General features: G+C 34.2%; 13 protein-coding genes and 1 pseudogene. 12 read left to right on the top strand and 2 right to left on the bottom strand.

Annotation, left to right across the window (positions count from 1 at the left end; all coding sequences use genetic code 11):
- Positions 1–20: 20 nt before the first annotated feature.
- The gene (locus HMPREF0634_RS03155) at positions 21–1,280 is read right to left on the bottom strand and encodes a D-alanyl-D-alanine carboxypeptidase family protein (protein WP_007789020.1); all 1,260 of its coding nucleotides are present in this window, start codon (positions 1,278–1,280) and stop codon (positions 21–23) included.
- Between the two features lie 241 nt (positions 1,281–1,521).
- On the opposite strand from HMPREF0634_RS03155, the gene HMPREF0634_RS03160 reads away from it, so the two are divergent.
- On the top strand, positions 1,522–2,052 hold the full coding sequence (locus tag HMPREF0634_RS03160) for a DUF4364 family protein (RefSeq protein ID WP_007789009.1): 531 nt from the start codon (positions 1,522–1,524) through the stop codon (positions 2,050–2,052).
- 125 nt (positions 2,053–2,177) lie between these two features.
- On the opposite strand, the gene hflX is transcribed toward HMPREF0634_RS03160, so the two are convergent.
- Positions 2,178–3,491 carry a GTPase HflX gene (gene hflX, locus HMPREF0634_RS03165; RefSeq protein WP_007789097.1) on the bottom strand — a complete coding sequence of 438 codons (1,314 nt, stop codon included), beginning with the start codon at positions 3,489–3,491 and terminating at the stop codon, positions 2,178–2,180.
- Positions 3,492–3,988: 497 nt separating this feature from the next.
- Here hflX and HMPREF0634_RS03170 point away from each other — a divergent pair, with 497 nt between their 5' ends.
- The 11 genes and pseudogenes from HMPREF0634_RS03170 (at position 3,989) to HMPREF0634_RS03215 (ending at position 13,346) form a co-directional block, all read left to right on the top strand.
- On the top strand, positions 3,989–5,401 hold the full coding sequence (locus HMPREF0634_RS03170; protein ID WP_007789083.1) for an alanine/glycine:cation symporter family protein: 1,413 nt from the start codon (positions 3,989–3,991) through the stop codon (positions 5,399–5,401).
- A gap of 304 nt (positions 5,402–5,705) precedes the next feature.
- Positions 5,706–5,972: a cysteine-rich small domain-containing protein gene (locus HMPREF0634_RS03175; RefSeq protein ID WP_007788951.1), complete on the top strand. Its 267-nt coding sequence runs from the start codon at positions 5,706–5,708 to the stop codon at positions 5,970–5,972.
- Positions 5,972–7,561, top strand: coding sequence for a cardiolipin synthase (gene cls, locus HMPREF0634_RS03180; protein ID WP_007788940.1), 1,590 nt, complete (start codon positions 5,972–5,974; stop codon positions 7,559–7,561). The genes HMPREF0634_RS03175 and cls overlap by 1 nt, the downstream gene beginning before the upstream one ends.
- Positions 7,562–7,748: 187 nt before the next feature.
- Positions 7,749–8,117, top strand: a pseudogene (locus tag HMPREF0634_RS09955) (recombinase family protein).
- A gap of 74 nt (positions 8,118–8,191) precedes the next feature.
- A complete protein-coding gene (locus HMPREF0634_RS09960; protein WP_243440506.1) occupies positions 8,192–8,668 on the top strand; it encodes a hypothetical protein in 477 nt (158 codons plus the stop codon).
- An 83-nt stretch (positions 8,669–8,751) separates the two neighbouring features.
- Entirely contained in the window at positions 8,752–8,958 is a 207-nt protein-coding gene (locus tag HMPREF0634_RS03190; protein WP_007788957.1) for a helix-turn-helix domain-containing protein, read from the top strand.
- A gap of 25 nt (positions 8,959–8,983) precedes the next feature.
- Positions 8,984–9,961 (top strand): ABC-three component system protein, encoded by a 978-nt coding sequence (locus HMPREF0634_RS03195; protein WP_007789030.1) that lies wholly within the window; start codon positions 8,984–8,986, stop codon positions 9,959–9,961.
- On the top strand, positions 9,945–10,172 hold the full coding sequence (locus HMPREF0634_RS03200) for an ABC-three component system middle component 6 (protein ID WP_040565701.1): 228 nt from the start codon (positions 9,945–9,947) through the stop codon (positions 10,170–10,172). Before HMPREF0634_RS03195 ends, HMPREF0634_RS03200 begins: the two co-directional genes overlap by 17 nt.
- Positions 10,163–11,887, top strand: coding sequence for a DUF2326 domain-containing protein (locus HMPREF0634_RS03205; protein WP_007789005.1), 1,725 nt, complete (start codon positions 10,163–10,165; stop codon positions 11,885–11,887). Before HMPREF0634_RS03200 ends, HMPREF0634_RS03205 begins: the two co-directional genes overlap by 10 nt.
- 114 nt (positions 11,888–12,001) lie before the next feature.
- A complete protein-coding gene (locus HMPREF0634_RS03210) occupies positions 12,002–12,865 on the top strand; it encodes an MBL fold metallo-hydrolase (RefSeq protein ID WP_007789113.1) in 864 nt (287 codons plus the stop codon).
- 79 nt (positions 12,866–12,944) lie between these two features.
- On the top strand, positions 12,945–13,346 hold the full coding sequence (locus HMPREF0634_RS03215; protein ID WP_040565702.1) for a hypothetical protein: 402 nt from the start codon (positions 12,945–12,947) through the stop codon (positions 13,344–13,346).
- Positions 13,347–13,355: the final 9 nt, after the last annotated feature.

Raw genomic sequence — 13,355 nt, forward strand, 5'->3', positions numbered from 1 at the left:
CTAATAAATTTTTAATCATATTATTCCCAAAAAGTATAGCGAGGGCCAACATTAGTATCAGTTATGTGGTCTAAGGCCTTGCCAACAATAGCACATCCACTGACTAGACACTTTTCCAAGAAAGGCATATCCCTAAGTGGGGTCCTAGTGCTGATATCGAAAGAGGCAACCTGGTTACCCTTGTCGTCTGTATATATAAGGTTGGCCAGGGGCTGGTCATTATCTGCAAAAATATCGACAGAGTTGTATTTTATAGTCTTTTTTAGTTTTTCTGTGTCCTTTTGTATAAGGCAAAGGTCCTTGTTTGCAACAAGGTCAAACTTTATAAAAGGTATACCATTTATTACGGGCCTATCTATGGTAGTATTTTTCTTGTATAGGTACTTAGTCTTGTAGTGGTTATTTATATAAACTAGGGTATTGTAGGATGCTAGCTTACGATTTTCCTTGCTGGAAGCTCCTAGGGAAACTCCTATTAACCTATTTGCACTATCATTACCATTGCCCTTATCAATCTTCATCGAGTAGGCCAGGCAGTAACCCGCTGCACCTGTAAAGCCGGTCTTAAGTCCGTCTACATTGGCGATTAGGGGTAAAAGAGGGTTTGTATTTTCCTCATTTATTGCCTTTTTTGGATTGACATAGGAAGACATATTTGTTATAGCAGTCAACTGGTTAGGATACTTATCATAAAGATACTTGGATAAGACTAGGACATCCCTGGCACTTGTCTTATTCTCAACCCCCACAGGCTTGCCACCTACATTTATACTGGTAGGTAGGCCATTAGGGTTGTAGAAAACAGTATTTTCCATGCCTATTTCCTTGGCCTTGGCGTTCATATCTTCTACAAACTTGCTATAGGTAGTAGAGACATGGTGGCTGATTGCTAGGGCAGCATCATTGGCTGACACTATCATCATACCCTTCATCAATTCCTCCAGACTGATTTGTTCACCTGCTGTTAACTTTATATTAGTACCCACCCTGTTGACATCGGATGGTAGTATAGTAACTATATCCTTATAGTCTACCTTCTTTTGGGAGATGGCATCAAATGTCAATAGTAGGGTCATCATCTTTGTTAGGCTGGCCATGGGCACTACCTGGTCGGCATTTTTTTCATATACAATCCTATTAGTATCTGTATCGCTTACTATGGCAGAACGTGAATATGAATCACTAAACCTCTGTTCAGCACCGGCCCTTGCCTGCATCAAAAGGGGAAGGCAAAGCCCTATTGCTAAGACCTTATATGCTTTTTTTCTATAATTTACCATTTCTTAAATTACTCCTGCAACTATATTAAAAGACCCTGTATCAAGGGATCTTTTTTAATTAAACAAGATAATTATAGCACAGTTTGGGCTAAAATACGGACAATTTCTATATTTATTTATAAATATATTTGTAGTTATATATTTGCAAAAAATTTATAGCTTTTTAGTATTATAGATAAAAGTATGGTAGAATAGTAGTTGATAATCGGATATAAAAAATATGTGTATATAGGAGGTAGGTATGCTAGATAACAGTACAGATGATTTAATCTTAGAAAAACTGATCGTATTATATACGCTTAATAGCATGGATGAAGACCTGACAGATTCCCAGTTGACAGAAATAATATTGGGGACAGGTGTTATAAACTACTTTGTATTGCTGGCACTCTTACCAAAGATGATGGATGCAAAGTTTATAACAACTTATGAGAAGAATAATACAAAGTTAAATGCCCTTACCCAGAGTGGGCTAGAAGTATTGGTTTACTTCCAAAACAGGATACCAGAATTTTTTGTCAAGAAGATAGATGACTATATAAGGGATAATAAGGAGGAGTTACTATCTACGCAGATAAAAAAACAAACCCACTACAGCCTGCAGGGGGATTCTTCTTACCTGGTCAACCTGGTAATCATAAAGGGTCGCCAAAATGTCATGAATGTTAACGTAAATGTCGATACAGAGGAAGAGGCTAAGGCCATGTGTGATAAGTGGAATAAGGACTATGAAAATAAGTATAATCAGATAATAGATATAATAAATTCATAGTGGCAGTTTAATAAGTCGGACATATAAAAAGCTAGGAGGTTCAAATCAAGTGAACACCCTAGCTTTTTTAGTGGACTATATATTTTATCTAATATTATATTGAAATTTTCAGGATTATAGATGGGTTACTGGATTTCAATATACTTCTTGTACTTGTTATAGTCTATTTCGTCCAAGGATAAGGTCACACTGATACCGGTATCCAGGTATTCAAAAGCTTCTATGGCATACTTGTCACTAAGGCTACTAAAGATGTTGCCTTGGTCATATGGTAGTAGGAGTTTTACCTTGTAGGAGTCCTTGTCCAGGGCCTTTTGAATCATATCCATCAACTTGTCCATATTTATATTTTTCTTGGCAGACAGGTAGACCATGTCCTCTTGGTTTCTTGGATAGATATCCAGGTCTAGTTTGTCAATCTTATTGTAAACAGTAATAGTATACTTATCATCAGCCTTTAGGTCCTTTAAGACACTCTCCGTAGTGGATTTTTGTATATCAGAGCTGGTATTTGTAGCGTCTATAATGTGAAGGATAAGGTCAGCATAGGTTACTTCTTCAAGGGTTGCCTTGAAGGCATCGACTAGGTCATGGGGTAGTTTACTGACAAAACCAACCGTATCTACTACTAAAAACTCTTTCTTATTTGGAAGCAGGGCCTTTCTTAGGGTTACATCAAGGGTGGCAAAGAGCATGTCCTTGACAAATACTTCCTTGTCCTTTTCATAGTCGGGATGGGTCTTGATTATCTCATTTAGGAGGGTAGACTTGCCGGCATTCGTATAGCCTACAAGGGCAACAATTGGCACCCTGTTCTTGCTTCTCTGAGCCCTTTGTATATCTCTTATCTTTACTACTTCCTTAAGTTCTTTCCTGATATTGGCTGCCCTGTTTAGGATATGCCTCTTGTCCTTCTCCAACTTCTGTTCACCAGGACCCCTAGTACCAATACCTGCACCAGTTCTGGACATCTGACCACCCATGCCATAAAGCCTTGGCAACCTGTACTTTAATTGGGCAAGTTCAACCTGGAGTTTACCCTCACGACTTAGGGCACGCTGGGCGAATATATCCAGTATCAGGGTGGTCCTATCGATTATCTTCTTACCTACAATATCTTCTATATTCCTGATTTGGGCTCCGGATAGCTCATCATTAAAGACCACCATGCTGGCATTCAGGCTATCCGCATAGGCCTTTATTTCCTCAATCTTACCAGACCCCATATAGGTAGCAGCATCTATACTTGACCTATTTTGTATTAGGTCACCCACCACTTCGGCACCAGCAGCCTGGACTAATTCTTTTAGCTCCAACATGGAGTCTTCAATATCGATATCATCAGGCTTTTTTACCAGACTAGTTAGGTTAAGACCAACACAAAGGGCCTTTTCTTTTAAATTTATTATGTCTTCATTGTTTATATTTAAATCATTCATAGTTTTCCCTGAGGAATACACCTCCTTGATATAGTTTATTTTTCTAGGTTTTTATTCGATTATATCACACTATGGGAATAAAAAACATACTTAGAACCATGCAATATATAAATTTATTCAAAAAATTCACATTAAATTCATGTTAAAAAATTCTAATAATATATTAGTTTATAATAAAAAAAACCTAATAATATTTTTTTGGCGGGATAAAAAGTAATCATATACGAAATTTGTCAGAAAAAAAACTAAATTTATATAAAAAATTTTTTTTAAAGCTAGAGGATAGGAAATCGTTACTCCTGAAAGATAATAGTATTTATAATTACAGGAAAAATATAATAATAGGACGTAAATATAAGGTTTGATAGATTTACTACAATTAAGTGACTTTAAAAAATAAGTTTTTTATACAAATTTCATATAAAAAATATACAATAGAGTATGTAATTAGATGTAATTATTTAAAAAACGAAAAATATGGATGGAGGTTTAATAATATGTCTAGTATTTTAGCATTAAACAAAATTATAGGTGATTTTGTATGGGGTTGGCCAATGCTAATAATGCTACTAGGAACAGGCCTATTCTTAGGAATCAGGACTAAATTCGTAGTAGTAAGGAAGTTTGGCTATGTATTGAAGAATACCCTATTGAAGATGTTCGACAAAAATTCTGGTGGAGAGGGAGAAATTTCGGCCTTTCAGGCAGTATCTACAGCCCTGGCAGCCACAGTAGGTACAGGTAATATAGCAGGTGTTGCCCTAGCCATTGCAGTAGGTGGTCCAGGAGCAGTATTTTGGATGTGGCTATCAGCTGTACTAGGTATGTCTACAAAGTTTGCAGAAGTAATTTTGGCAGTAACATACAGGGTTAAGGAAAAGGATTCACATGCCTACTCAGGTGGACCTATGTACTACATAGAAAGAGGGTTAGGTCAGAAATGGCTGGCAAAAATATTTGCCCTATTTGGTGCCTTGGCGTCTCTAGGTACAGGTAATATGACACAGTCAAACTCTATAGCCCAGTCACTAAATGCAGCTTTCAATGTAGATATGAAGGTTGTAGGTATAGTATTGACAGTATTGACAGCAGTAGTAGTATTGGGTGGAATCAAGAGAATAGGACAGGTTACAGAAAAGTTCGTACCATTGATGGCAGCCTTTTATATAGTAGGAGCTATAGTAATACTATTTATAAATGCAAGTGAAATACCACACGCTTTTGGATTGATATTTGGTTCAGCATTTTCTGGACATGCGGCTGTAGGTGGATTTGCAGGTTCTACTTTGATGTTGGCCCTAAGAAATGGTGTGGCTAGAGGAGTATTTACTAATGAAGCAGGTTTGGGTAGTGCACCAATAGCTCACGCAGCAGCAACTACAGACCATCCGGTTAGACAGGGTCTATGGGGAGTATTTGAGGTATTTGTCGATACTCTAGTAATATGTACAATGACAGCCTTGGTAATATTGGTATCTGGACAATGGACATCAGGCTTACAGGGGGCAGCCCTTACAACAAAGGCCTTCCAGTCAGGATTTAGCGGTGGCCAGTACATAGTATCTATAGGCTTAACACTGTTTGCCTTCTCAACAATTTTGGGATGGTCATATTATGGAGAAAAGTGTACTCAGTACTTATTCGGGGAACAGTTTGTAAAGGTATACAGGTTAATATATATTCCATTGGTATTTGTTGGATCAATAGGTGGTTTACAGGCAATCTGGGCAATATCAGATACTGTAAACGGTCTAATGGCCCTACCAAACTTGGTGGGACTACTATTCCTATCAGGTGTAATAATAGCCATGGTTAAGGACTTCTTCAAGGATCCAGACAGGATTAGGAAGACTGAAGAAGAATATCTGGCAGTAGTACCGGAAAAATTCAAGCCTAAGGACTTAAAATAAATTAATATAAAAAGGATGGCATAGGCCATCCACGGGAAAAAGATGTATCGCGCATTTAACTTGTGGGTACATCTTTTTTTGTTGCATAAATATAGGTATTATAAAGGTCAAGATGGCTTCTATAGGCAGTTCTTTTCTTTGTGTGATATAATATAGTTTAGGTATAGTAAACATATGATAAGATAGGTCCTATGTTATGGATAGCTGTATTTATATATTGTAAGATAAGAAAATATCTAGATGAGAGTAGATAGACACATTAAATATAAAAGTAAGTAGATAAAATTATGGAAAGGATAATAGGATGGAAAATTCATATAAGTTTTTTGCCAATAAGGATTGTGAATACTTTCCCTGTCACAAGGGGATAAGTCCAGAAAATTTCAACTGCCTATTTTGCTATTGCCCTCTCTATGTATTGGGAGAGAGGTGTGGAGGCAATTTCAAATATGGTGATAAGGGGATAAAGGATTGTACAGATTGTGCCCTTCCTCACAAGCCCCAATCCTATGAATATATAATAGGAAAATTTAGCCAGATAGCTGAATTAGCTAAGAAAGGGGTAGACTAGTGGACAAGAGGAAAAATACAAAAAATAACAGTAAGGAAAGATTTCTAGTTGCCGGTATAGCCTTGGTAATGCAGGTTTTTTGGGTAATATACCAAGTCAAGTGGATAAATGACATATATCCAATAACAGAAGGATTGAGTCACTTTTTAGCCCTAATGCTAGTAATTAGAATTTATGGTAAACACACAAATGCAGCAATGAAAATACCTTGGATGGTTCTTTTGTTGATATTCCCAATAACGGGCTTGATACTTTACAGTATATTTGCCAGCCGTATATCTAAGTATGCAGTAAAAAGACGGTTCAAATATATCATGGACAAGCTATACCAATATTTGTATAAGGATGATGACCTTTTAGCGGATCTTAAGGAGTCAGAACCTGATATATACGGCCAGGTACACTATATATCTAAGATAGGTAGGTTTCCAGCCTATAATCAAGGCCAGGTCACATATTATCCAGATGCCAAGCTAGGCGTTGAGGCCCAGAAGGAGGCCATGAGACAGGCTAAAAAGTTTATCTTTATGGAATACCATGCCATAGAGGACTCCGTATCCTTCCAGGAAATAGAGGAAATACTGGTAGAAAAGGCAAAAGAAGGCCTGGATGTAAGGGTAGTATATGACGATGTAGGTAGCCTTGTATTTATAGACAAGTCTTTTAGGAAGAGGCTAGAGGGCGAGGGAATCAAGTGTAGGGTATTTAACCCGATTGGACCTATTTTGAATGTATTTATGAACAATAGGGACCATAGAAAGATTACTGTAATAGACGGCAAGATAGGCTTTACAGGTGGGTACAACCTAGCCGATGAATATTTCAACCTGGTAAACCCATATGGCCACTGGAAGGACACAGGCATCAGGATAGAGGGCAGGCCAGTAGATAGCTTGACCCTGATGTTTTTGGAAATGTGGCATGCCAGCAAGTCTACTAAGAAGATAAATGAAGATATAAAGGCACTGATAAACCAGTGGGAGGAAGAAGGGACAGAAACTGAGACTGAAGAAACTTGTCAAGGTCTTCAAAGTGATAAGAATATAATAATTCAGCCATTTGCTGAAAACCCACTAAAAGAAGAATTATTGGCAGAAAATGCTTATATGAATATGGCAAAAAATGCCAGGGACTACCTATATATTACGACCCCATATCTCTTGATAGATGACAATATGAGTGAAGAATTGTCATCAGCTGCCAAGAGGGGAGTAGATGTAAGGATAGTAACACCAGGTATACCAGACAAGAGGATAGTCTATAAGATGACCAGGTCCTACTACGGTGGTTTGGCTAGAAATGGTGTCAGGATATATGAATATATGCCCGGTTTCATACATGCAAAGCAACATATATCAGATGACAAGACAGCCATCATAGGCACTATAAATATGGACTATAGGAGTCTCTACCACCATTTTGAAAATGGGGTATTTATGCACAATGTAGATTGTATAAAGGATATGAGGGCAGACTTTGAGCATATATTTGACCAGTCCTATGAGGTGACAGACAAGTATGCTAGTGGTAGGTCTACTTCACTTAGGATTGTCCAGTGTTTGTGGAGGTTTGTAGCACCTTTGATGTAGGATTGTATAAAATATGATGGAAATAATAATTAAATATTGTTATCTAATTATAATTATAGAAAAATAAAATATTTTATGATATTACGGATATGTGAAAGATGAAAACAACCATCATCAGTTCATTGTCGATGAAACAGTAAAACCTATCGTGAAAAAAGTGTTTGCAAGATATTTAAGCGGAGAAAGTATGTTTACGATTGCTAAAGACTTGATTGAGAGAGAAGTTTTAACACCCAGTAAGCACATAGGACTGCCAAGAGGAACGGGGATTTGGACAGGGCAGATTGTTCGCAATCTCTTGACCCAACGAATCTATACCGGAGCAATTGTTGGTGGAAAGACCAGAGTATACGAAGTTAGCTCGGAACATCGATAATGGATGGATAGCGAGGACTGGATTATACGGGAAAATATGCACGAAGCGATCATATCTAAAGAGGATTTTGTGGAAGTTCAAAACCGATTAAGCAGTAGTGCAAAACATATCAGCCGAGAACGGAGCATTTTCATATTCTTCAGTATAAAGTCTATTGCGGGAAATGTCATCATAAGATGAGCTATTCTGTTTACTATGGTAAAAATGACGGATATTATTGTCCATATCGGTACAAGGCAAAAGACTGTGGCTGTATGAAAGGAAAGATACAAGCTTTGGTACGGGAAGAAATCGTGTCAAAGGAAATTCAGCTTTATACCGAGAGCTTTCTTGAAAAAGAGCAGACGAGAATGATTGAGCATAGAGTCAGAAAAAGTCTTTGTGAGAGCCTGATTGAGCGAAAGAAAAAGCTGGAAGCAGAACAACAAAAGAACCAAATTTCCAAAATACAGTGTTGTGAAAGGCATAAACAAGGTATTATAGAGAAAGATAAGTATTTTGCAAAACGAGAATCCCTGACACAAAGAGCAAAGAACATCGAGCAAGAAATATCGGTCATAGAGGATAAAATACAAGAAAATACAGTTTCAATACATCATCTGAATGTAGATAAGCGAAGAGAAGCAGTAGCGAAAGGAGAACTTGTTTTAGACTGGATCAATGAAGTCATAGACAGAATCCATGTTTATGACAAGGACAAGGTGGAGATTGTTTGGAAATTTGATTGCTGACCTCATGGTATGTTACTCATTGTATGTTGACTGATTGTATTCAAAAGTGATAAAATATTTAAAAATAATAGGGGTACTGTATAATGGATATCATAGAAGTTTTTGCTAAAAACCTTAAAAAATATCGAAATGAAATGGGTTTATCGCAAGAAGCTTTTGCAGAAAAATCTGGCTTGCATAGAACATATATTAGTGCATTGGAGTGTAAAAAAAGAAGCATAGCCTTGGATAATGTACAAAAAATAGCAGATGCTTTGGAGATAGAACCATATTTACTATTCAAAGAATAATATAGTAAGAAAGGAGTGGTATTAAGTGAATAGGACAATTTATTTTGATTATATAGAAGAAAAATTAAATATGTTAGCATATAGAATAGAAGTGCGAAGCAAATTAAACCTTTTGGAACTTAATATCCATTCGGAGAATTTTTTTGCTTGTTTGTGTAATATTATTTTTGATTTAGAATTAGAAAATTTGAATTTCTCATATCAAAATATAGATGGTATAGATTTAATAGATCATAAAAATAAAGTTGTTGTACAAGTTTCTTCAACTTGTACAACAGCAAAAATCGAAAGTTCGCTAAGTAAGGCTGTATATACTAAATATAAAGATTACAGCTACAAGTTTATGTCTATTTCTAAGAATGCATCTACTTCTCTAAAAAACAAAACTTTTCAAAATCCATATAGTATGAATTTTGATCCAAAACAGGATATATGGGATGTTGCGCTACTCCTTAGAAAAATTTTAAACCAGACAGTTCATAAGCAAAGAAAGTTATATGATTTTATAAAAGTTGAATTAGGGGAGGAAGTTGATTGCGTTAAAATTGAGTCAAATTTAGCTAAAGTTATTAATATTTTAGCAGAGGAAACACTTGATATTAATGCTGATTCTCCAGAACTCAATTCTTTTGCAATAGAGGATAAGATTTTTTTTAATGATTTAGGAGATGTTAAAGATATAATTGACGATTATAAAATCTTTTACCACAGGCTTGATGAAATATACAGTGAGTTTGATAAAGAAGGTAAAAATAAAAGTTTCTCTGTATTACAAGAAATTAGAAGACAGTATATAGAATCAAATAGATTATATAATACTCCTACGAATATTTTTTATGAAATAATTAATTGTGTTATGAAAGTCATAATTAAAAGCAGTAATTATATAGAAATGCCGATGGAAGAATTACAAATGTGTACTGATATACTGATTGTGGATGCTTTTATTAGATGTAAAATATTTAAGAATCCGGAGGGATACAATCATGTTATTACCAGATAATATTCATCCTGAACTTAGTATTTATTATAATGGTTCTGTTATTTTAACGGAACTTGAAAAAAAAACTGAACAAAAGCTTTTAGAATTATATTATAATGTAAAAAAGTCAAATGACATGTCATTTTCTATGTTCGTATTGAGTTTAGATTGGTTGTATTTAATACAATTAGCTCAAATAAGTGAGAAAGGGGTAGTAAGAAAATGTTTATAGAAAAATTGAAAATTTCTACTAAGTATGAAACAATTCGAGAGATGAATTTTCATACAGGTATGAATTTGATAATTGATAACACCCTTTTAACAGATGACTTAAAATCAACAGGGAATAATGTTGGTAAGACAACAGTCTTAAAATTAATTTATTTTTGTATGGGAGGAGAAGGTAAGGATATTTATACAGATGAAGAAAATAAAAATAAAGTGTATGAAGATGTTAAAAATTTTTTAATAAATCAGGAAGTGTTAGTAACATTAACCTTGACAAATGGATTTAATATACAAAAAAAAGATCGAATAGTTATTGAACGTAATTTTTTATCGGGGAAAAATGCTATAAGGAAAATAAATGGCGAATCAATATTGAAAAAAGATTTTGAAAATGAACTATTAGCAAAAATTTTTCCAGAACATAAAAACGAAAAACCTTCTTTTAAGCAAATAATATCTCATAATATTAGATATAAGGACAATAGTATTAATAAGACATTAAAAACATTGGATTCTTTTACTTCTGATGTTGAATACGAAACTCTATATTTATATCTCTTAGGTTGTGGGTTTGATAGCGGAGCTAAAAAACAGGCGCTTACTAATAAGATAAAGCAGGAGAATGCATATAAAGAAAGAATTGAAAAAAAACAGAAAAAGAATTCATATGAGGTAGCATTGGCTATCATTGAGGATGAAATAGTTGAGTTAAATAACAAAAAATCATTATTGAATATTAATGAAAATTTTGAAGAAGATTTAAATAGACTAAATGAAAAAAAATATAAAATAAATAGATTAAGTTCACTTATTACTAAACTAGAAATAAGAAGGGATATGATTGTTGAAGCCAAAAATGAGATGGAAAAAGACGTGGCTTCAATTGATTTAGAGCAATTAAGATTGTTGTATAGTGAGTCAAAAGAATATATCCCTAATTTGCATAAAACATTTGAAGATTTAGTTGCTTATCACAATAAGATGATAGTGGAAAAAATTTCATTCATAACAAAAGAGTTACCTTCTTTAAGTGATAGAATTGAAAATGAAAAGAGAACTTTAAAAGCTTTGTTAAGTGATGAAAAAGAGTTGTCACTAAAAATTTCTAAAAGTGATTCTTTTAATGACTTAGAAAATATTATTTCTGAAATAAATGAAAAATATAGATTAAAAGGTGAATATGAAAATACAATCTCACAAATAAACGAGGTAGATTCAATTCTCGAAGCAATAGAGAATGAACTTGAAAACATTGATCAATATTTATATTCCTCTGGTTTTCAAGAAAAACTTAAAAAACAAATAACGAAATTTAACAAATATTTTTCTTCTGTATCATATGAGCTATATGGAGAAAAATATGCTCTGACATATGATATTATCAATAATAAAAAGACAAACAAGCCAGTATATAAATTTACTACATTTAACTCAAATATGAGTTCAGGCAAAAAGCAAGGAGAAATCCTATGTTTTGATTTGGCTTATATAATGTTTGCAGATGAAGAAGGAATATCCTGCTTACATTTTTTATTAAATGATAAAAAAGAATTAATGCATGATAATCAATTGTCGAAAGTTGCGGATTTTGTTATGAAAAAAGATATTCAATTAGTAATTTCAATATTGAAAGATAAATTGCCTGATGATCTATTGAATAAAGCGAATGTTGTTTTAGAGTTATCACAAGAGGATAAATTGTTTAGAATTGAACAATAATATAAAAGAGTAAGAATTTCTTACTCTTTTATATTATAGAAAATATGTATCCAATACTTGATACAAGGGTGTAATTTTATATAGTGGCTAAAAAAGGAACAAAGGTGAGACATTATGGCGAAAAAAGATTCAAAATTCCAAGTAAGATTTATGTCTTTTGCCTTTCGAGGAAAAGAAATATTTAAACCCTTAAATACAGGTTTTATAGATAAGAGAGTGAGTTGTATTAGGGAATATGTAGCCAATATTTACTTTTATACGAAAGATGGTCATACTATTATGATTGATGCAGGATATAACTATGATAGACTTGCGGAAAAGATGCAGTGGCTTGATATTGATCCGAAAGATATAAAAGAAATTTTAATTACCCATCAAGATACAGACCATGTTGGGGCTATTGAAAAAGACAGTGATGGCATATTTAGCAAAGCAACGATATATATAGGTGAAATTGAAAATGAGTATTTAGAAGGTCGTAAACGACGTAAAGTCTTTTGGGGATTATATAAATTGCCTCAAGTGTATATTGATAATAGAAAAGTTTTAATCGATGATGGTCAAGTATTTTATATTGGTAATATTAAGATAGAAGCTTTTCTCGTGCCTGGACATACTTGGGGACATCTTGTATATTTGATTGATGATGCTTATTTATTTACAGGAGATACGATTTGGTTTGGAGCGGATGGTGGTTACGCATTTTTAAATACTCTTGCGGAAGATAGAAAGTTGCAAATTAAATCACTTAAAAGATTGGAAGAAATCCTTAGAAAAAGAAAGCTTAAGTTAAACATCATTACAGGACATACCGGTTGGACTGATGATATAAACTTTGCTTTTGCTCATGTAGATGAAATTTGCAATTCACTAAGGCGAAAACCAAAAGTTCATGATCCTAAAGCACCCTATGATGGTTTTGATGAAAGAGATGATACAGAAGCCAATGCAAGAAATATTTTTCTCGATAAGTGTTAGAAATAGATATTTGCTTATCGTGAAATAGATGCTGATTTGAAAAAGTCAAGAACATTTGTATAAAAGTGAAGAGGACAATATGAAAACTTATTATGTATGGATTGGAAACCTTGAAGAGGGTGATTTTGAACAGTATTGGGATAATGAACCCTATGAAAACGAAATGGAACTATGGAAGAAGGGACAGGGAGCCAAACCAAGTGAGGGTCTAAAGTGCGGATTTTGTAGGGAAATGGGATTAGAGGAATTGGATAAAAAAGATTTTTGGTTCTCTACTAGGCCTTATTTATCTAGTGTGAGAGAGCTAGCAAAAGACTATATTACAGGCTTAGATGAATTTGAAAGAAAATGTAGAGAAAAAGGGATTCTAGAGGGAAATGTAATCTGGGGTCTATCAGCGAAAGATTTCCCTGATTTAAAACCAGAAGACTCCAGCAGTTTGTATTATGTTGGGGCAGAAGAGATTGAAATATGCAACTAAAAGACAAAA

This window comes from Peptostreptococcus stomatis DSM 17678 (genome assembly GCF_000147675.1).
In the GTDB taxonomy this organism is placed as follows: Bacteria; Bacillota; Clostridia; order Peptostreptococcales; family Peptostreptococcaceae; genus Peptostreptococcus; species Peptostreptococcus stomatis.

Bases quoted from the DNA above. Each gene is read 5' to 3' on its own strand.
- HMPREF0634_RS03155 (WP_007789020.1), bottom strand. From the start codon at position 1,280: ATGGTAAATTATAGAAAAAAAGCATATAAGGTCTTAGCAATAGGGCTT.
- HMPREF0634_RS03160 (WP_007789009.1), top strand. From the start codon at position 1,522: ATGCTAGATAACAGTACAGATGATTTAATCTTAGAAAAACTGATCGTA.
- hflX (WP_007789097.1), bottom strand. From the start codon at position 3,491: ATGAATGATTTAAATATAAACAATGAAGACATAATAAATTTAAAAGAA.
- HMPREF0634_RS03170 (WP_007789083.1), top strand. From the start codon at position 3,989: ATGTCTAGTATTTTAGCATTAAACAAAATTATAGGTGATTTTGTATGG.
- HMPREF0634_RS03175 (WP_007788951.1), top strand. From the start codon at position 5,706: ATGGAAAATTCATATAAGTTTTTTGCCAATAAGGATTGTGAATACTTT.
- HMPREF0634_RS09960 (WP_243440506.1), top strand. From the start codon at position 8,192: ATGAAAGGAAAGATACAAGCTTTGGTACGGGAAGAAATCGTGTCAAAG.
- HMPREF0634_RS03190 (WP_007788957.1), top strand. From the start codon at position 8,752: ATGGATATCATAGAAGTTTTTGCTAAAAACCTTAAAAAATATCGAAAT.
- HMPREF0634_RS03200 (WP_040565701.1), top strand. From the start codon at position 9,945: ATGTTATTACCAGATAATATTCATCCTGAACTTAGTATTTATTATAAT.
- HMPREF0634_RS03205 (WP_007789005.1), top strand. From the start codon at position 10,163: ATGTTTATAGAAAAATTGAAAATTTCTACTAAGTATGAAACAATTCGA.
- HMPREF0634_RS03210 (WP_007789113.1), top strand. From the start codon at position 12,002: ATGGCGAAAAAAGATTCAAAATTCCAAGTAAGATTTATGTCTTTTGCC.
- HMPREF0634_RS03215 (WP_040565702.1), top strand. From the start codon at position 12,945: ATGAAAACTTATTATGTATGGATTGGAAACCTTGAAGAGGGTGATTTT.